The organism is Loigolactobacillus jiayinensis, from assembly GCF_003946445.1.
GTDB lineage: Bacteria > Bacillota > Bacilli > Lactobacillales > Lactobacillaceae > Loigolactobacillus > Loigolactobacillus jiayinensis.
In genome coordinates, this window is sequence record NZ_RHOF01000065.1 from 1 (window position 1) to 17,835 (window position 17,835).

The 17,835-nt window shown below is 42.7% G+C and carries 21 protein-coding genes; all 21 read left to right on the forward strand.

Features of this window, described 5'->3' with window-relative positions; genetic code table 11:
* Positions 1-953, forward strand: a 953-nt coding sequence (locus EKM80_RS12845; RefSeq protein ID WP_164509562.1) for an LPXTG cell wall anchor domain-containing protein, incomplete at its 5' end; no start/stop codon positions are given.
* A 157-nt stretch (positions 954-1,110) separates the two neighbouring features.
* Complete coding sequence (locus EKM80_RS12850) at positions 1,111-2,628, forward strand: glycosyltransferase (RefSeq protein WP_125553838.1); 1,518 nt, start codon at positions 1,111-1,113, stop codon at positions 2,626-2,628.
* Positions 2,628-3,479, forward strand: coding sequence for a glycosyltransferase family protein (locus EKM80_RS12855; RefSeq protein ID WP_125553840.1), 852 nt, complete (start codon positions 2,628-2,630; stop codon positions 3,477-3,479). The genes EKM80_RS12850 and EKM80_RS12855 overlap by 1 nt, the downstream gene beginning before the upstream one ends.
* Positions 3,480-3,578: 99 nt before the next feature.
* Positions 3,579-5,042 (forward strand): helix-turn-helix domain-containing protein, encoded by a 1,464-nt coding sequence (locus EKM80_RS12860; RefSeq protein ID WP_125553842.1) that lies wholly within the window; start codon positions 3,579-3,581, stop codon positions 5,040-5,042.
* Positions 5,043-5,220: 178 nt separating this feature from the next.
* On the forward strand, positions 5,221-6,522 hold the full coding sequence (locus EKM80_RS12865) for a sensor histidine kinase (protein ID WP_164509563.1): 1,302 nt from the start codon (positions 5,221-5,223) through the stop codon (positions 6,520-6,522).
* A gap of 1 nt (position 6,523) precedes the next feature.
* The gene (locus EKM80_RS12870; RefSeq protein WP_164509564.1) at positions 6,524-6,820 is read left to right on the forward strand and encodes a response regulator; all 297 of its coding nucleotides are present in this window, start codon (positions 6,524-6,526) and stop codon (positions 6,818-6,820) included.
* A gap of 6 nt (positions 6,821-6,826) precedes the next feature.
* Positions 6,827-7,291 (forward strand): LytTR family DNA-binding domain-containing protein, encoded by a 465-nt coding sequence (locus EKM80_RS12875; RefSeq protein ID WP_125553848.1) that lies wholly within the window; start codon positions 6,827-6,829, stop codon positions 7,289-7,291.
* A gap of 53 nt (positions 7,292-7,344) precedes the next feature.
* Positions 7,345-7,614, forward strand: coding sequence for a bacteriocin immunity protein (locus EKM80_RS12880; RefSeq protein ID WP_125553850.1), 270 nt, complete (start codon positions 7,345-7,347; stop codon positions 7,612-7,614).
* A 17-nt stretch (positions 7,615-7,631) separates the two neighbouring features.
* Positions 7,632-7,916 carry a bacteriocin immunity protein gene (locus EKM80_RS12885; RefSeq protein WP_125553851.1) on the forward strand — a complete coding sequence of 95 codons (285 nt, stop codon included), beginning with the start codon at positions 7,632-7,634 and terminating at the stop codon, positions 7,914-7,916.
* Positions 7,916-8,554: a CPBP family intramembrane glutamic endopeptidase gene (locus tag EKM80_RS12890; protein ID WP_125553852.1), complete on the forward strand. Its 639-nt coding sequence runs from the start codon at positions 7,916-7,918 to the stop codon at positions 8,552-8,554. The genes EKM80_RS12885 and EKM80_RS12890 overlap by 1 nt, the downstream gene beginning before the upstream one ends.
* A gap of 61 nt (positions 8,555-8,615) precedes the next feature.
* On the forward strand, positions 8,616-8,861 hold the full coding sequence (locus EKM80_RS12895) for a bacteriocin immunity protein (protein ID WP_164509565.1): 246 nt from the start codon (positions 8,616-8,618) through the stop codon (positions 8,859-8,861).
* A 42-nt stretch (positions 8,862-8,903) separates the two neighbouring features.
* Positions 8,904-9,218, forward strand: a complete 315-nt coding sequence (locus EKM80_RS12900) for a bacteriocin immunity protein (protein ID WP_125553854.1) — start codon at positions 8,904-8,906, stop codon at positions 9,216-9,218.
* 254 nt (positions 9,219-9,472) lie between these two features.
* A complete protein-coding gene (locus EKM80_RS12905) occupies positions 9,473-9,700 on the forward strand; it encodes a hypothetical protein (RefSeq protein ID WP_125553855.1) in 228 nt (75 codons plus the stop codon).
* Positions 9,701-9,972: 272 nt separating this feature from the next.
* On the forward strand, positions 9,973-10,203 hold the full coding sequence (locus tag EKM80_RS12910; RefSeq protein WP_125553857.1) for a DUF454 family protein: 231 nt from the start codon (positions 9,973-9,975) through the stop codon (positions 10,201-10,203).
* Between the two features lie 205 nt (positions 10,204-10,408).
* Positions 10,409-13,237 carry a sigma-54-dependent transcriptional regulator gene (locus EKM80_RS12915; RefSeq protein WP_125553859.1) on the forward strand — a complete coding sequence of 943 codons (2,829 nt, stop codon included), beginning with the start codon at positions 10,409-10,411 and terminating at the stop codon, positions 13,235-13,237.
* 212 nt (positions 13,238-13,449) lie between these two features.
* Positions 13,450-13,848: a PTS sugar transporter subunit IIA gene (locus EKM80_RS12920; protein ID WP_125553861.1), complete on the forward strand. Its 399-nt coding sequence runs from the start codon at positions 13,450-13,452 to the stop codon at positions 13,846-13,848.
* Between the two features lie 18 nt (positions 13,849-13,866).
* A complete protein-coding gene (locus tag EKM80_RS12925) occupies positions 13,867-14,367 on the forward strand; it encodes a PTS system mannose/fructose/N-acetylgalactosamine-transporter subunit IIB (RefSeq protein WP_125553863.1) in 501 nt (166 codons plus the stop codon).
* A 111-nt stretch (positions 14,368-14,478) separates the two neighbouring features.
* A complete protein-coding gene (locus tag EKM80_RS12930) occupies positions 14,479-15,450 on the forward strand; it encodes a mannose/fructose/sorbose PTS transporter subunit IIA (protein ID WP_125553865.1) in 972 nt (323 codons plus the stop codon).
* Between the two features lie 27 nt (positions 15,451-15,477).
* Positions 15,478-16,287: a PTS mannose/fructose/sorbose transporter subunit IIC gene (locus EKM80_RS12935; RefSeq protein ID WP_125553867.1), complete on the forward strand. Its 810-nt coding sequence runs from the start codon at positions 15,478-15,480 to the stop codon at positions 16,285-16,287.
* A 19-nt stretch (positions 16,288-16,306) separates the two neighbouring features.
* Positions 16,307-17,239, forward strand: coding sequence for a PTS system mannose/fructose/sorbose family transporter subunit IID (locus EKM80_RS12940; protein WP_125553869.1), 933 nt, complete (start codon positions 16,307-16,309; stop codon positions 17,237-17,239).
* Positions 17,240-17,340: 101 nt separating this feature from the next.
* Positions 17,341-17,742, forward strand: a complete 402-nt coding sequence (locus EKM80_RS12945; protein WP_125553871.1) for a DUF956 family protein — start codon at positions 17,341-17,343, stop codon at positions 17,740-17,742.
* Positions 17,743-17,835: the final 93 nt, after the last annotated feature.

The following is a 17,835-nucleotide window of genomic DNA, read 5'->3' on the forward strand; positions in this document are numbered from 1 at the left end:
ATAACTCGGACACAGACGGTGATGGCGTTGATGATTCTGATGACGTAAACCCAACTGATCCTGATATCTCTGACGGTAGCGATGATCCAGATTCAGATGGTTTAACTTCAGAAGAAGAAAGTGAAGCAGGCACTGACCCAGATAACTCGGACACAGACGGTGATGGCGTTGATGATTCTGATGACGTAAACCCAACAGACCCTGATATCTCTGACGGTAGCGATGATCCAGATTCAGATGGTTTAACCAGCGAAGAAGAGTCTGAAGCGGGCACTGATCCAGACAACTCCGATACTGATGGTGATGGCGTCGATGATTCTGATGACGTGAACCCAACTGATCCCGATATCTCTGATGGTTCCGATGATCCAGATTCCGATAACTTAACTAGCGAAGAAGAAAGTGAAGCCGGAACTGATCCAGATAACTCAGACACAGACGGTGATGGCGTTGATGATTCTGATGACGTGAACCCAACCGATCCTGATATCTCTGATGGTTCCGATGATCCAGACTCAGATGGTTTGTCCAATTCTGAGGAAACAGTCAATGGCACTGATCCAGATAACTCCGATACAGACGGTGATGGTGTTGATGATTCCGATGATGTGAACCCAACGGACCCAACAATTTCTGATGATCAAGATAAATCAGATTCAGGTGATGCGACTAATAATGGTGGATCGACAGCTGGAACAGGTTCAAATAACTCGGCTAATACGGGTTCAACTGGATTTAATACCAGCAGTACTGGGACACCATTCGCTAATACCGCTACTGGCACTCAGAAAGCAGCTATTAGTGGTACCAATACGGCAACTAACAGCCATGGTCAATTACCACAAACAGGCGAAACAACGAATAAGACTCTAGGCATTGTTGGTTTGATGGCGACTCTAGCCGGACTGTTCGGTTTGGCAGGTACACGGCGCAAGAAGCGCGATGAAGAGTAAATAATCAACGCCGTAGCGAAGAAGCGCAAAATCGAACTTGGTTTTACGCTTTTTTGCTGCACAAACAGTATAATAAATAGTAAATAATAACTCGGATTTTTGCGTCTAATGGTCTGATTGAATAGATCAACGACTTAATTTGTGAAGGAGCAGTGCAATGTTTTATTTTGTTAATCAAAATGTATCTAAGCGTATTACCGGAATTGAAAGCGCGCAACTGAAGCGGCTACACATGCTAAAACGACACGCAACCGCCGCACGCTTAGTCACAGTGGCGTACGATCCAACGTATGCACAAAATGTCGTGACTTATCAGCTACAGCCAACTGATGTCGCTAATATGTATGACTATCTTTGCGATATTAAGCTGCAATTACCACAACCGCTAATGTTGCCGCAATTTAGTTTTCCGGATCTGATCCAACGGGGGGCTAACTTCTATGATGCGCAGCAGCAATTAATGGTCAAGGTAGTGACTGGGCCTAGCGGTGACGTGCGGCAAGTTAATTATTACGGTAAAAACAAGCAAACTGTACAGGCCGAATTCTACGATGTGCGCGGCTTTAAATCCAGTCTTACCCTTTATGACCAGCAATTGCGCATGACACAGCGATTGTTTTTTGATCAGCAAGGCCAGACGCGCTTGTTATTCTTTTTCCGCAAAGGGCAGCAGGGTAAGCAAGTTGTACGCGCAATTCAATATTATGCGGCGGATGGACGTTGGCGTCATTTTGCGGATGAAACCGAGCTGCAGCGTTATTTTCTGGATCAATTAAATCAAACGACGGCGGAAAATATTTTTGTCGCTGATCGCACCGCGCGGGTCGGTTGGGCGATTGCTGCCATGCGAACTAAGGCGTTTAAATTGGTGCACATTCATAGTGTGCACGTTAACCGCAATGACCAGCCACAGAGCAATGATTTCAATTCGAATTACCGCTTTGCCTTTAAAAATCTGCAGTTGTGGAATGGGCTGATTGCCAGCACGCACGCGCAAGTGGCGGATTTGCGGCAGAAATTTCCGCAAACCAATGTGTATCGAGCGTCGGTCAGCATTATTCCTAAGCAAGTGTTGCAGCGAGCGCCGGTTGCCTTACAACAGCGTCATCGCTTTAAGCTAATTGCAGTTGCCCGCTTGAATCCAGAAAAACGGATCGATCAAGTTGTACGAATTTTTGCCTTGATCCACGCGCAGTTGCCCGAAGCAACGCTAGATATTTGGGGCTTTGTGGTCGATAAAAAAATGGTGCAGCGTCTAGAAAAGCAAATTAAGGACTTAGATTTAGAATCTGCTGTGCAATTAAAGGGGTACGCCACTGACATGACCGCAATTTACGATCAGGCGCAAGGTTTGTTGATCACCAGTCGCTACGAAGGAACTGCGCTCGTGATTGCGGAAGCATTGGCGCACGGCGTTCCGGTAATCGCCTATGATTTCCATTATGGCCCGCAGGAATTCATTAATAATGGTGAAAATGGCATTATTGTTCCTGTGGATGATGCCGCTGCAGCAGCTGAGAAAATCGTCAACATGTTAGCCCACGATGACCAGTGGCAACAGATGAGCCAGGCGGCGTACCGACTTAGTTGGCGTTCTAGCGAGGATGAAGTCTATAAATCTTGGCAAAAGATTGCCGCCGCCAGTCAAACTTTTTATCAAGAAGGTGACCACTAATGGATTATTTCTTAAATGGACTTTTAAGCCCAAGCAATACTGCTATCGAGCAAAATATGTTACGCCGGTTGACCTTATTTCAGCAATTAGGGCGTTCTGCTAAGGTTGTCTTGTGCGCCTACTCGACTAGTAGCGCCGCGTATGTACAACAGCATCATTTAAATGATACGGTTATCAGTTGCTTTGACTGGTTGCAAGAAGTGGCCACGTGGCAGGGTAAGCCGTTGCGGCGTGATGACTTAACGACATTGGATAATTATCAACGCACCAACGTTAAGGAAGGTTATTTATATTTAGCGGGCACACATTTATTGGCTCGTAGCAAGGTGAACCAACATGGCGAAATCATGCGCGTCACTTACTACGATGATACTGAACGGCAGCTGGAAATCGATCATTATGATAGCCGCGGCTTTTTATCGTGCAAACAACTTTTTGATGTGAATCAGCAGTTAGTCGGTGAACATTATTTAAATCCGGCTGGTCAGCTATGTTTGACCATCACTTACGCCCAAAAGCGGCCGGTGCTGTACCATTTAGTACGGCGCCAACAATTATTCACCACCCAGCAAGACTTTTTACAGTATTGCCTAGGCCAAATGTTGCCGGATGCTGATGTGGTGGTGGCTGAACGGCGCGAATATGATGCCTTACTGGCAAAAATTGTGTGCCGCCTGCGGGTTGTGCGGTTGTACAATGCTGCTTATCAAGCTGATGTGGCGGTCGCTGATTTATTTTTGGCTCGGAAAGCGGCACAATTGACTAACGCTAAGATGCTGTTGCTCGACGAATATACAGCACCAGTTGCTGATTTAAAGGGACAATGGCAAAAAATTCTCAATCAAAACTAAAATTACGCTAAGTTTTTTCTTATCTATTTGTTATGCTAATGGTAACGAGTGAGCTGAATCATATTGATTGCTATCTTTTGACGAAAGTGGTGCGTAGCGATGGAAGTGTTTGATCTATTAGAGCGAGTAGAGCAGCGGCAGGCGAGGATCATCCAACAGTTGATCGATCATCCGGGTCAACAAGACTTAACGACCATTGCCGCTACTATGCAGTTAGATCGTAGTACCTTGCGTGCTGATCTAATGGTCATTCAACAGTTGTTTCAGCAATTGGCTGATCCACTTAAATTACAGCTTGAGCATAATCAAGTTCATTTGGTCAGCACTGGTCAAATTTCCGCAGCCCGTATTTATTATCATGTTTTGCAATCGGCAGTTAAGTATCAATTGTTACTGTATCTTTTACAGCATGGTACGACCAGCAAGATTCGCTTGGCTGACCATTTAGCTATTAGTGTCTCTACGCTTAATCGTCGGATCCATGAACTGAATGACTTGTTAGCTGAATATCAGATACAAATAAAAAATGGCCGGTTAGTTGGTGTTGAAAGTCAGATTCGGTACTTTTACTTCCATTTATTCTGGTTTGCGCGACCCTTTGAATTGAATAAGCAAGAAATGTCTGATGGTGTGATCGACACAGTTTTGGCAAAAATAACGACTAGTTTTGGCCATCCGTTTACGGAAGCTGGAATCATGAAAATTCGGATATGGTTGTTTATTTCAGAGAAGCGGCGCAAGGTTAACGAGTTAACCAAAGTTGCGTTTTTTGCTGAACCAATTGACATCACGGCAACCTCGGTTCGCCTGATGCAAGTTTTTAGTGATCCGTATTTTGAGCAGCATTTGTTTAACCATAATCGTAATGAACGAATTCTGTTGTATATGTTTGTCCAAGGTGGGCTCGTTTTAGATACACACAATCAGGAAGCACAGACACTGATTGCGGGTGCAACACAGCAAGCAGATATTAGGCAACTGAATCAGCGCTTTCTGCAGATCACACAACAATATTTTGATTTCACGCAGTTGGCACCGACGTTTAAACATTATTTAATTAATACATTGACGCAGATCCACTATAATTTCAGCCATTTTCAAGGGCTTTTTTACACGACGGCGTACGCTGATTCAACGATGCTTAATGCCCAGTTAGCCACAGTGTATCACCAATTATTGCAGGTGACAGCTGAGCAAGCGCCTAGATTTACGCGCTATTTGGCGTGGCGCTACCTGCCTTTGCTATACTTAATGATGCATGCCAGTCAGGTGCATTTGCGGGTTGGCTGTGATTTTGCGGTAGAAACATCCCTGGCCACCGCCAAAATGGATCAGATTCGTGCAGTATTACCGTTGAATATCAAGGTTGATCTGCGGCGGTATAACACTGATAGCGCTTATGATTTAGTGCTAACAGATATGTCTAAAACTTATTTAAAAATACCGGCTAAGCGGGTTTTTATCTTTTTAAACTTACAAAATGAAGTTGATCTGCCTGCGCTGAAAGCCTTTCTCACGGATCATTATTTTGCTAAATTATTTGGTCAGCAGCTTCAGAAATAAGGCAGTTGTGCTGTTTAATGGCCGTCGAATAGTCTAAAGCGGCTTTGGCACTGCATAACAGGCGTCGGAAGATTTAAATAGGTCGTTACCGATACAAGTCGTTGCTGTTGCAGCGGCTTTTTTTGTTACCAGTGATTATAAAATAACGTATGGTATGATAATTAGTAGGAGGATTATCATGTATATGGTGAGTACGGCGCAATTTATAGTTAGTGATCTAGTGGTGAATTTTTGGCTGATCGTTTTGTATCGCCGAATGACGCAGCAGAAGCAACGTCTATTAATGACGCTTATTCTTGCGTTTGCGGGTGCGTGGATCGGTTTGTTCATGGTGGATGCGGTGGACGCGGTATTTTTATTGATTTTTGGGCTTTATCGCTTGGTCCGAAAGTGTAAGTGGTATTCGTTTCATACGTTGGTCTTCATTTTTATTTTAGCTGTTGATATGCTACTGGCGAATTGTAGTACCTATCTCGGCAATTTATTCTTTGCTAAACCGACGTGGCCTAGTGAAATATTAACTGCAGTGATCAATTCATTGTTGTACCTAGCCTTACTACTAGGTTATCCGCTAGTTGAACCGACAATTCAGCGTTTTAAAAAGACGATGATGCAACCGCAATTATTAAAAGTCGTGATCAATTTTGCGTTGATCGTTTTTTTAACGTTTCAGTTTGTGCAGATGACCGCAGACGTTTTAGATATTGCAGTTTTCTTACAGTGGCTTTTAATTATTTTCATGGCGTTTTTTATCGCGGCAACGATTGCGGTGATGGTTTATTTTATTCGTGCTTACCAGGTCAGCTTACAGCAAAAAGCGGCGGCGCAAGCGCAGACTAATTTGACTAAGTATACCGATGAGCTAGCGGCTAATTATCAACAATTACGCAAATTCAAGCATGATTATCAAAATGTTTTGTTATCGTTAGGTGGCTACATTGAGCGAACCACTGATTCAGAGTTGAAGGACTATTATCGGCAAATTGTGACGCAGACTAATCAGACGTTAGCCCAGGACAATTTACGTTTTGCTGGCTTGGAAAAATTGCGGGTGCCAGCGTTACGTAGTTTAGTGTATCAAAAATTGGCAATGGCGCGGCACTTACATATTAATGCGGCCTTAGAAGTTCGTGACGTGATCAATGCCGTTCCAGTGGACACGGTTAACTTAGTGCAGGTGCTGGGAATCCTGTTCGATAACGCTTTGGAAGCAACACAGCAACAAGAACAAGGTATGTTCCGTGTCGCTTTTATTCGTTTCAGTGCTACTGAGTTAGAAGTTGTGATCCAAAATACGTTAACCGCGGCGGTGCCAATGAATAAGCTTTTCCAAAGTGGCTATACGACTAAGGGCGCTGACCATGGGCTTGGTTTAGCAACTGTCAAACAGATAGTTGCAGCAACACCAAATATGGCGTTGACGGTGCGCCAACTAACCGGTAAATACCAAGTAATTATTGATTTAGTGGGGAGTGACTAGCGTGCTACCGATTTACATTTTAGAAGATGATTTACAACAGCGCCAAAGCTATCAACAGCTGATCACCAATTATATTTTGATGGAAGCTTTAGATATGCGGGTTGTCTTGGCTACCGCATCGCCAACAGTATTATTAGAGCAACTCGAAGATCAGGCCGGATTATTTTTCCTAGATATTGAGCTAGCCGGCGCTGATTTAGATGGGCTCCAAGTGGCGGAGCGGGTGCGGCAACGGCTTGATTTTGCAGAAATTGTTTTTGTGACCATCCATGACGAAATGGCGTATTTAACTTTTTAACGCAAGGTGGAACCCTTAGATTACATTGTAAAAGATCAAGGCGCAACAGCAGTAGCGGCTAGAATTCGTACTGATATTCAGGTAACCAATCAACGCTACCGCAAGCGCTTAGTCACCACGCCGAAATTATTCAGCTATCAAATTGGGTCACGCGTTTATAGTCTGCCTTTAGCTGATGTGCTCTATATCGCAACCGTTGCTGGACAACCAGGCAAACTGGAAGTGCACACTAGCAATGGCATGGTGGAATATAGCGGCAACCTTAGTCAATTAGCTGCTAAATATGATCAATTATTTCGTTGTCATAAAAGCTGGTTAGTTAATCCAGCGCAAGTGGCTAGCTACGATATGAAAAAGCGGCATTTGGTGATGCGTGACGGTAGCCAGTGTGAAGTTTCGTTTCGCAAAGAAAGTCAGATGCGCCAGTTATTGATCAACGATAATCGGTCAATCAACGACGTTAATAATTAATTGTGTTACGACCGGTTAGTTTGCTTTATGCTGAGGCTGTAACGAGGTGACGGATGATGACCAAGCAGGTTAAGGTGCAACAATTAGAATTGCTAACAAAGTGGGCACTAGCTGATCCGGCAATTAATACTGATGTTGAATTGGTGACACTATTACGTGAAATTCAAGTAGCAGCAGTTAAGGGGCAATTATTTTACGATGACCGGCAACAATTTCAGCCACTAGTTAGTCGCTACACACGGCAACATCAGATGCGGACGCCAACTGTTCTAACCAAATTATTAGCTTTAGTGCGTACACCAAGGGCTTGGTCAGGTTTGTAGAAGGTGGGGAAATAAAGATGAAATGGTATGCTGGCGGTGGGGAACGCGGCCAGGAAGCGGTTAGCTTGACGGCTGAGTTAGTTGAACATTTGAATAATGAGCAAGAATTACCTTTGAAGCAATTGTTACTTGAATTTCATCAAGAGCTAAGTCAGCGCGGACAATCGATTCCGTTTATTTTAAGTCGAATGAACGTGGCGATTGCTAAAGTGATACGCGAGAATCAAATCGTAGTTGATGCAGAAAACGAGCAGCGATTAAAAGCGTTAGTAGCGTTGAGTCAGATTCGGTATGGGTACTAATGATCCGCAAAATTAGCGCCAATTTAGCGATTGGGGCAGGTCTATTTTTACTACCTTTTGTGATCCAGTTTAATGGCATTGGTGTAGTTGTATCAACGGCTAACGGCTGGATAATATTGCCGCTGGTGCTTATTTTTGCCGGCTTAATTTGGTTGCTATTAAAAATCAGTCGCCAATTATCATTTGAGTTGTTGGCAGCACCATTTACTGGGCGAATGGTATTGGGGGCCATACTGATAGCAGTGCTGCTGACGACCATTGCGCTTGGGTTAGACTATTTATGGCCAAGTAGCCATAGCAATAATCAATATCTTAGCCAGCAATTTTTGAGTCCTGATCATTTGCACTTTTGGATAACCGTTGTGACGGTCAACTTGACTAGCCCGGTGCTAGAAGAAGTTGTATTTCGGGGTTTAATACTGCAATTCATTCAAAAAATAAGCCATTCTGCAGTTGCGGGCTTAGTGATTGCGGCTGTCTTTTTTGCTTATTCACATAATGGTGATCCGCTTGATCCAGTGTATTTGATCGATGGTCTGGGACTCGGTTATTTATTTTTGCGGACACAAAATATTGGTGCCACGATTATTTGCCATCAGGTAATGAATTTATTAGCAACGCTGCAATTATTTATGTAAGGGGTCTGATAATCAGTGAACGAAAAGGAACAAGCCTTATTTGATCTAATTAGCCATGCCTATGTGGATAGAGCGGATAGAGCGGACATCTGTTCTTGCTCAAGCATTACGTCAACAGGGTGGGGCACTTAATGAAGGCAAGGATTATAATTTAATTTGTGTCAAATTAAGTCATGAAATTACTAATTATCTAGTAACGCATAAGTTTCAAGCGCCACAAAGTTTACTAGATTTGGCCAAAACGGCTGAGCATGGTGCAGCGGATTATCGCGGTGCAATGTCTGCTAGTGTTTGGCTGAAATTATAAAGTGAGCGCTTGGATTAATTGTATTAGAGGAGGGATGCTGGGATGAAACCAGATAAAGCACAAGCTAAACAAATAATTCATGAATTGTATAACAGTTTAGAGCACAATTCAGCACCAGGGATTGCCGCTGTTCGTGAGGCGTTATTGACGGTTTATACTAAAACGGATCAAACTGATAACATTGAGCCACTGTACAGTCGTTTAGTTAATTTGATTTATTCACAAGGCGCGGCTGCACCACTGGGTTTAACCCACGATCAAGAAAAGTTAGTCCGTGATTTAGCTGATATCGGTAAGCGTGCCGGACCAGCTGGTGGTGCTTTTATGGCTTATGGAAATAAGGATTCGTTTCTGTAGGTGGCGTGATTTTATTTTATGAAGCGTTATAAGCGTGCATAAAATATCGAAAATCGGCAATTTCACTTTTTGTGAAGTTGCCGATTTTATTTTAGAATTATTTTTGGATAGTTCTGCTGATTATGTTTATTTTTGGGCCTGTAAATCAGTTTTCTTTCTTTAAGTCCTTAATATGGTTAAATAGTTATATAAAGCGGGTAAGGTTGATGCAATCAAGAATCCAGAGTTTGCTGACTGGTTAGATGGTGAAGGTGATGACTACTAGTCCCATGTCAATTTACTTGGTTAATGTGCCATTTGATGAACAGTCGGGCAAGAAATTCCGTCCAGCAGTAGTTTTAGCACAGGCAGATAATTCCGTTTTAGTTTTTTGGTTTATGCTTTTCAGTGGTGAGTGCAAAAAGATAAGTAAAGTTGCTAACTATAATCAGATTGGCGGCTATTTGTTTAATCATCGATTTTCCGAATTCGGGCTAAATTAATCAGATACAGTGCAACACCGAAAAAGATACCGGAGAAAAATGAGCTTTTAAGATTGCTAAACGCCGCAACAAATTCACTACTAAGATATGCTGACTTGATCACGCCATGCTAATTTTGGCCAAGCATCTACCGTACAGATTATTAATAATCATTAAAATTTCATTTTTCGGGCTAGTGTTAACCGTATTTCTATGTTAAATTAAGCTAAAGCTGATTATTAGTAATTTGAATCTAAACCCGTTATGCTTGTTGAGCAAGGAGGTTGATGTAATTGACATTTTTATTGATCAAGATTTTCTGGAGCATTAGTGCCTTTGCCTCCTTACTTTTAGGTTTGGTCGGTATGGTTTTTCCAATCATCCCCGGGATTCCGTTTTTCATTCTGGCCTTAATTAGCCTTGAAAAGCTATCGCCACGGTTCAAGCAGTGGTTATTACAAACGCGGCCAGTGATTTGGTTGCAAGCAAAGCAGCCTAAGTTAGCCAGCTGGTTGATTAGATAATGAAGTATTTTATTTTTTAAAATTAATTAAATGTAACTACAGCTGTTAACGCTGACTTTCTGAGTTGGTGTTAGCAGCTTTTTTATATTCCGCTAATTACCGGCCGAATTCTCAGCAATTTGCTTGTTTGTGTATCACTTTATGATACACTAGAAATAATGGTTGTTGTGAACGTATCCAAAAGTGAGAAGGGGTAACCATTATCGTGAAACGAATCGATCGGATTTACCAGCAAGTGGTCACAATTTCCCAACAGCTGACGGCGGCGGATGTGGCCCAGGGTGCTGGGGCAACAACAAAACAGTTGGTGGCAGATCTAGGGATCGTGCGGCCAAATGTGTCCAAAGCGCTGAATGATTTAGTACGTACGGGTAAATTGACTAAGTTAGTAGGGCGGCCAGTGCGTTACTTAACGCCGGAGTTGGCGCAACAACAGCCGGTAGCGACGGTTGCTAAAGTGGCACCACAACCGCAGCCAGTTGCAATTGCACCAACGCAAACGGATTTTTTCGACAAAATGATTGGTGCGCAGGGCAGTTTGAAAAATCAGGTAGAACAGGCTAAGGCGGCAATGCTTTATCCGCCGAAAGGGTTAAATACGTTGATTATTGGGCCAACTGGTTCTGGGAAAACGTTCTTTGTCCATGGGATGTATCAATTCTCGTCGGTCCACAAAATTATTGATGATCAGAAGCCGTTGATCACCTTTAACTGTGCTGATTATGCCCATAACCCAGAGTTACTGATGTCGCATTTATTTGGCTACACCAAAGGCGCTTTTACAGGTGCTAATGAGGATAAAGACGGCTTGATCCAAGAAGCAGAAGGCGGGATGCTGTTTCTTGATGAAGTTCATCGCTTGCCACCTGAAGGCCAAGAAATGATTTTCTATTTCATGGATCATGGCACGTATAGTCGCTTAGGTGAAACGGCAAAAACGCATCATGCCAACGTCCGCTTAGTTTGTGCAACCACGGAGAATCCGGAAAGTAGCCTGCTGGAAACGTTTGTTCGGCGGATTCCGATCACTATTCAATTGCCATCATTCAATCAGCGGCCGGCTAAGGAACGGCTGCAGTTGTTGCAATCATTATTTTCCTTAGAAGTTAATCGCATTCATAAACAAGTTCAACTCAGTGAAGATGTCGTTAAGGCCTTGTTAGGCAGTGTTACTTATGGGAACGTTGGCCAGTTGAAGTCGAATATTCAATTGGTGTGTGCGCAAGGCTTTTTGCGCCATATTCAGTCCGATGAGTCGATCATGATCACCGCAGAAGATTTGCCAGCGACGATTCAGTCTGGAATCGCAACATTGGCCTCTAACCGAGAAGAGCTCAGTGAAGTGACTAAATTATTGGAGCCAGTAATGGTGATCGGGCCGGAACAAACTTCCGCGACATTACAGCAGGATGCCTACGAGTTACCCTATAATTTATACGAAATTATTGGCGATAAGGCAGCAATTCTCAAGTCAGAAGGCTTGGACCAAGATCATATCAATAATTTTATTACCACTGATATTAATTTACATTTGAAATCATTTTACCGTGAATCGGCGATCGATGAGCAGGCGGATAATAAGCTAGCCGAAATCGTTGACCAGGATATTATTGACTTGACCAAAGAGATTCAAGGCAAGGTGCAGCAATTATTAGGTTATACGTTTAAGCGTAATTTTGTTTATGCCGTTAGTTTACACATTAGTTCTTTCGTCAAACGAATTCAGTCCGGTAAGTTAGTTCGCAACATCAGTGAGGATTTAAAAGGGATGGTGGCTGATTACCAGAAGGAATTGGAAGCTGCTTATGTAATCAAACAGGAACTTGAAGCACACTATAACGTTCCAATTCCAAAATCCGAAGTGTATTACCTAACGATTTTGTTGGCGTCATTACGTTCGACCCAAGTCGCCGGTAAAGTTGGCGTGGTGGTGGCTGCGCATGGTAGCAGCACTGCGTCATCAATGGTGCAAGTCGTTAATAAATTATTATCGGCTGACAATTTATTGGCTTATGATATGCCAATTGAAATGAGTCCAACAGTTGCTTACCAAGGAATCGTTGAGCGTGTACGTCAAGCTGACAACGGTAATGGCGTCATTTTACTGGTAGATATGGGCTCACTGTCAACTTTTTCCGAGCGTATTTTAAAGGAAACGGGTATTACAGTGAAAACGATTGATATGGTAACTACGGCCATGGTGCTGGAAGCCGTGCGTAAAACGGAATTAATCGATAACGATCTGGATATTATCTATCATGAATTAAAAGAATTTCACGGCTATTCCAAAGTCAATGTTGAGACCTTACCGTCAGTTAAAGCGTTGGCGATTGAACCAGAAAAGCAACAGTTGCCGCGAGCAGTGGTAGCGATTTGCTCCACTGGTGAGGGGACGGCAGTACGGATCCAGAAGATGATTGAGCAGCAATTAGCTGAACAATTGATCGATGATGTGACGGTGATTCCGATTTCAGTAGTTAAGATGAAACAAACACTGTATCAGTTGAGCCAAGAGTATCATATTATCGCAACAACCGGCATCGTTAAACCTGACTTACAAGTGCCATTTGTGGCGTTGGATCGTTTACTACAAGACGATGGCCACGATTTCTTCGAGCAGGTTATTGCTGAAATCGATAACGAAGAATTACAAGCAGGGACGCCTAATTTAACCAAAGAGTTGTGTGAATCATATATGAAGGATTATTTCTTGTATCTGAATCCACATAAGTTGATCGATGTGTTGTGGAATTATTCTGAGACACTGAGTGATACACTAAAAATAACGTTTACCGAAACTTTTCGGATTGGCTTAATTTTGCATATTGCAGGCGCTTTGGAACGTACTTTATTACGGCAAACGGTTACTGCACCGCTATCTGAGCGTAACACCATTACGCAATCGCCATATTATCACGCCATTCAGGTCAGTAATGCGATTCTTAAGGATCAGCTGAAATTAGCCTTAGATGATGACGAAATTTACTATGTTGAACAACTTTTCGATACACAAGCACAAAAAAACGTCTCTTAAGGAAAAATTAAGGTGTGATACACAAAAACAATAGTGTATCGCGCCTTTTTATGTGCCCAAAAAGCAGGTGGTATAGACATTTGTAAGCGATACACAAAAGTTGGCACGGTAATTGCTTATATATTAAGTGTAAGGCTAAAGTATGAGACCTTGTCTCCAACGAAAGTCTTACATGTAGTAACTTTTTCAAACACTCTGTGGGAGGTGACAATGTGATTGCAATCGTTGTTGTAAGCCACGGTAAATTCTCTGAAGGTGTACTTCAATCTTCACGAATGATTTTCGGTGATCAGGAAAAAGTTCAGGCCGTTACTTTCATGCCGAATGAAGGCCCGGATGACTTAACCAAAAAGTTTAAGGATGCACTGGCGACTTTTGATAAGGACGATCAAGTTTTATTTTTAATTGATCTCTTTGGCGGTTCACCATTTAACGTGGCGAGTCGAATTGTTGCCGAAAACTTAGACAAGTATGCGCTGATTACAGGGTTAAACTTGCCAATGCTTTTAGAAGCGTATACAGTTAGAGACAAGCCCGTTTCTGAAATCGTTTCCCATCTTGAGGAAACAGCCCGTGCTGGCGTTAAGCATCTTGAACTAACCGCGTTTTAGCGTAGGAGGCAATTACCGATGACGATGGATATTTGTTTAGCCCGCGTCGATAGTCGCCTGTTACACGGTCAGATTGCGACGGTTTGGGCTAAAAGTGTTAAACCGAATCGCATTCTGATTGCATCGGACACGGTGGCAAAGGATACGTTGCGGCGCATGTTGATCACGCAAGCCGCACCACCAGGCGTTCACGCCAATGTGATCACGATTGCTAAAATGATCGAGATCTACAATGATCCGCGCTTCGATGTTTTCAAAGCATTGTTGTTAACGGAGACCATGGAGGACATGGCGCGTTTAGTCAGAAGTGGGATCGACCTAACTAAGGTCGGTGTTGATGTTGGCAGTCTCGCTTTTTATGGTGACATGAAAATGGTCACCGATTCAGTTGCCGTAGGGCAAGTGCAGGCGGACGCCATTCGTTATTTACATGGTGTGGGACTAACGGTCTACGCACAAAAGGTACCAACAGATCGCAAACAGAATTTGTACGATCTGCTTCCAAAATATGGTTTTTAGGTGTGGGGACGACCCACATTTTGAAAATATGACAGGGCTTTCCTGTCGCGGCTGTAGACAACTACTGCTGATGCACTTATTTTATATTTTAATTTAGTAGGAGGTAAAAAGATGGTAGGAATTGTTATTGCCAGTCATGGTCAATTCGCCGAAGGTATCTTGCAATCCGGAAATATGATTTTCGGAGAACAAGAAGATGTTAAAGCTGTTACATTGATGCCTAGCGAAGGTCCAGATGACTTTAAGGCAAAAGCGCAAGCAGCAATCAAAACCTTCAGTGATCAAGACCAAGTATTATTCTTAGTCGATCTTTGGGGCGGCACACCGTTCAACCAAACAAATACTTTGTTTGAAGAACACAAGGACAAGTGGGCAATCGTTACTGGGTTGAACTTGCCAATGTTGGTTGAAGCTTATGCATCACGGCTTTCAATGACCAGTGCGCATGAGATTGCAACACATATTATCGAAACAGCTAAGGACGGGGTCAAGGTTCGACCAGAAGATTTGGCACCTAAAGAAGCGCCTAAAGCGGCTGCTCAATCTGGCGCTAGTGCTGGTGCTCCCGGTAGTATGAAGTATGTCTTAGTTCGTGTCGATTCTCGTCTATTACATGGTCAAATTGCGACTGCTTGGTCTAAATCGGTTAATCCTACGCGGATCATCGTTGTTTCGGACTCAGTTGCTAAGGATGACTTACGTAAGAATTTGATTCAACAAGCCGCACCAGCAGGGGTTAAAGCTCACGTTGTGCCGATTGATCAAATGATTAAAATCGCTAAAGATGATAAGCATTTCGGCGGTCAACGCGCATTACTATTATTCGAAACACCTGAAGATGCATTGCGTGCAGTTGAAGGCGGCGTACCATTCGAGACACTTAACATTGGTTCAATGGCTCACTCAGTGGGTAAAGTTCAACCAAATAAAGTGTTAGCGTTTGATCAAAAAGACATTGATACTTTTGCGCAATTAAAGGCAAAGGGCATTAAGTTTGATGTTCGTAAAGTGCCTGGTGATTCAGGGGAAAACATGGATAACATCCTGAAAAAAGCACAAGACGAATTAAACAAACAAGCTTAATAAAAAGGAAACGGAGGATTAACAACCATGGATTTAAACTTTATTCAAGTTATATTAGTCATTATCGTGGCATTCTTCGCTGGTATGGAAGGTATTTTGGATGAATTCCATTTCCATCAGCCAGTTATTGCATGTACGTTAATCGGCTTAGTAACCGGGGATCTTATTCCTTGTATGATCTTAGGTGGTACATTACAGATGATCGCTTTAGGCTGGTCTAACGTCGGTGCCGCAGTTGCACCCGATGCTGCCTTAGCTGCAGTCGCATCCGCAATTATTTTAGTATTAGGTGGCCAAGGTAAAGCTGGTGTTTCATCAGCCATTGCCATTGCCGTACCTTTAGCCGTAGCCGGATTGTTATTAACAATTCTTGCTCGTACAGTTGCAACAGCTATTGTTCATATCATGGATCGTTATGCAGAAAAAGGTAGTTTTAGAGGGATCGAAGTTTGGCAATTCATCGCCATCTGTATGCAAGGTGTTCGTATTGCTATTCCTGCTGCTTTAATCTTAGCAGTTGGTGCTGGTCCTGTAAGAGAATTATTGAGTGCTATGCCTACTTGGTTAACTGATGGCTTGTCCATTGGTGGTGGTATGGTCGTTGCCGTAGGTTATGCGATGGTTATCAACATGATGGCTACTGCAGAAGTATGGCCTTTCTTCGCTATTGGTTTCGTATTAGCAACAGTTCAAGATTTAACATTAATTGGACTTGGCGCTATCGGTATCTCCATGGCCTTGATCTACCTTGCTCTTTCTGAAAAGAGTGGTGGTTCAAGCAACGGTGGGCCAGCTAATTCTGGTGATCCGCTCGGCGATATTATCGATAACTATTAACGAAAGGAGCGTATAAAAAATGGCAGATAATAAAATTGCACCAACAAAAAAAGTAGCCTTAACTAAAGGCGATCGTATCGCTGTTTGGTGGCGTTCAACCTTCCTTCAGGGTTCATGGAACTACGAACGTATGCAAAATGGTGGCTGGACTTATACTTTGATTCCAGCATTGAAACGACTTTATACAACTAAAGAAGATCGTGCTGCTGCATTGAAACGGCACATGGAATTCTTTAATACTCATCCATATCTAGCTTCACCAATTATTGGTGTAACAATGGCGCTTGAAGAAGAACGTGCTAATGGCGCTCCTATCGATGATGTTGCTATTCAAGGGGTTAAAGTTGGTATGATGGGTCCTTTGGCTGGTGTCGGCGATCCAGTTTTCTGGTTCACTGTTAAGCCAATCTTAGGTGCCTTGGCTGCATCTTTGGCAATCAGTGGTAACATTATGGGCCCAATCTTGTACTTCGTCCTATGGAATGCAATTCGTATGGCATTCATGTGGTATACACAAGAATTTGGTTATAAAGCTGGTTCTTCAATTTCTGAAGATTTATCTGGTGGTTTGTTACAGAAAGTTACTAAAGGTGCAACTATCTTAGGTATGTTCATCTTAGGTGCGTTGATCAATCGTTGGGTTGTTGTTAAGTTCACCCCAGTTGTTTCAACGATTCAACAAGCTAAAGGTGCCTTCATTGATTGGGCTAAATTACCAAAAGGCTCTGCTGGGATCAAAGAAGCATTGACTCAACAAGCTGCAGGTTTATCTTTGGACAAGTTCAAAGTAACAACATTGCAAGATAACTTAGATCAATTGATTCCTGGTTTAGCTGGTTTATTGGTTACTTTCTTGTGCATGTGGTTATTAAAGAAGAAAGTTTCACCAATCATCATCATTCTTGGTTTATTCGTAGTTGGTGTTGTATTACACGTATTACACGTTATGTAATAGACTACATTCTTAGCCTGGGTCTTTATGCCCGGGCTTTTTTTGTTAAACTATAGGAGTATAGTATTTTTAGAATCTAAAAAAGAAATGGAGTTATGCTGATGGCAGTGCAATCAATTAACACCAAGGTCGATTTAGTCGTTGATGCAACATCCTTTATGGGAACGGCTAAGTACGGCAAAATTATGATCGGTGACAGAGGCTTTGAATTTTTTAATGATCGTAATAAGCGTGATTTTATCCAAATACCTTGGGCAGACCTAGATTATGTGTTAGCATCTGTCATGTTTAAAGGACGCTGGATTCCGCGGTTTGCGATGCGTACGAAGCATAATGGTACCTTTACCTTTTCAGCAAAAAAAACAAAGACGTTGCTCCGTGGAATCCGCGAACACATTGATCCAAGTCATATGGTGCGTTCGTTGAGCTTCTTCGATGTCATGAAACGTAGTATTGGCCGACTATTTAATCGTATTACCGGGCGTGGAAAAAAGCATAGTTAACTAAAACGACGTTATTTTACGACTCAGTAATTAAAAAGGGCTCTTTGTCAAATCCTGTTGATAGCTAATTTTGGACAGAACTGGAAGTTAAGC

Coding starts and splice junctions, on each gene's coding strand:
- EKM80_RS12850 (WP_125553838.1), top strand. CDS start 1,111: ATGTTTTATTTTGTTAATCAAAATGTATCTAAGCGTATTACCGGAATT.
- EKM80_RS12855 (WP_125553840.1), top strand. CDS start 2,628: ATGGATTATTTCTTAAATGGACTTTTAAGCCCAAGCAATACTGCTATC.
- EKM80_RS12860 (WP_125553842.1), top strand. CDS start 3,579: ATGGAAGTGTTTGATCTATTAGAGCGAGTAGAGCAGCGGCAGGCGAGG.
- EKM80_RS12865 (WP_164509563.1), top strand. CDS start 5,221: ATGTATATGGTGAGTACGGCGCAATTTATAGTTAGTGATCTAGTGGTG.
- EKM80_RS12880 (WP_125553850.1), top strand. CDS start 7,345: ATGATGACCAAGCAGGTTAAGGTGCAACAATTAGAATTGCTAACAAAG.
- EKM80_RS12885 (WP_125553851.1), top strand. CDS start 7,632: ATGAAATGGTATGCTGGCGGTGGGGAACGCGGCCAGGAAGCGGTTAGC.
- EKM80_RS12890 (WP_125553852.1), top strand. CDS start 7,916: ATGATCCGCAAAATTAGCGCCAATTTAGCGATTGGGGCAGGTCTATTT.
- EKM80_RS12895 (WP_164509565.1), top strand. CDS start 8,616: ATGTGGATAGAGCGGATAGAGCGGACATCTGTTCTTGCTCAAGCATTA.
- EKM80_RS12900 (WP_125553854.1), top strand. CDS start 8,904: ATGAAACCAGATAAAGCACAAGCTAAACAAATAATTCATGAATTGTAT.
- EKM80_RS12905 (WP_125553855.1), top strand. CDS start 9,473: ATGACTACTAGTCCCATGTCAATTTACTTGGTTAATGTGCCATTTGAT.
- EKM80_RS12925 (WP_125553863.1), top strand. CDS start 13,867: ATGACGATGGATATTTGTTTAGCCCGCGTCGATAGTCGCCTGTTACAC.
- EKM80_RS12930 (WP_125553865.1), top strand. CDS start 14,479: ATGGTAGGAATTGTTATTGCCAGTCATGGTCAATTCGCCGAAGGTATC.
- EKM80_RS12935 (WP_125553867.1), top strand. CDS start 15,478: ATGGATTTAAACTTTATTCAAGTTATATTAGTCATTATCGTGGCATTC.
- EKM80_RS12940 (WP_125553869.1), top strand. CDS start 16,307: ATGGCAGATAATAAAATTGCACCAACAAAAAAAGTAGCCTTAACTAAA.
- EKM80_RS12945 (WP_125553871.1), top strand. CDS start 17,341: ATGGCAGTGCAATCAATTAACACCAAGGTCGATTTAGTCGTTGATGCA.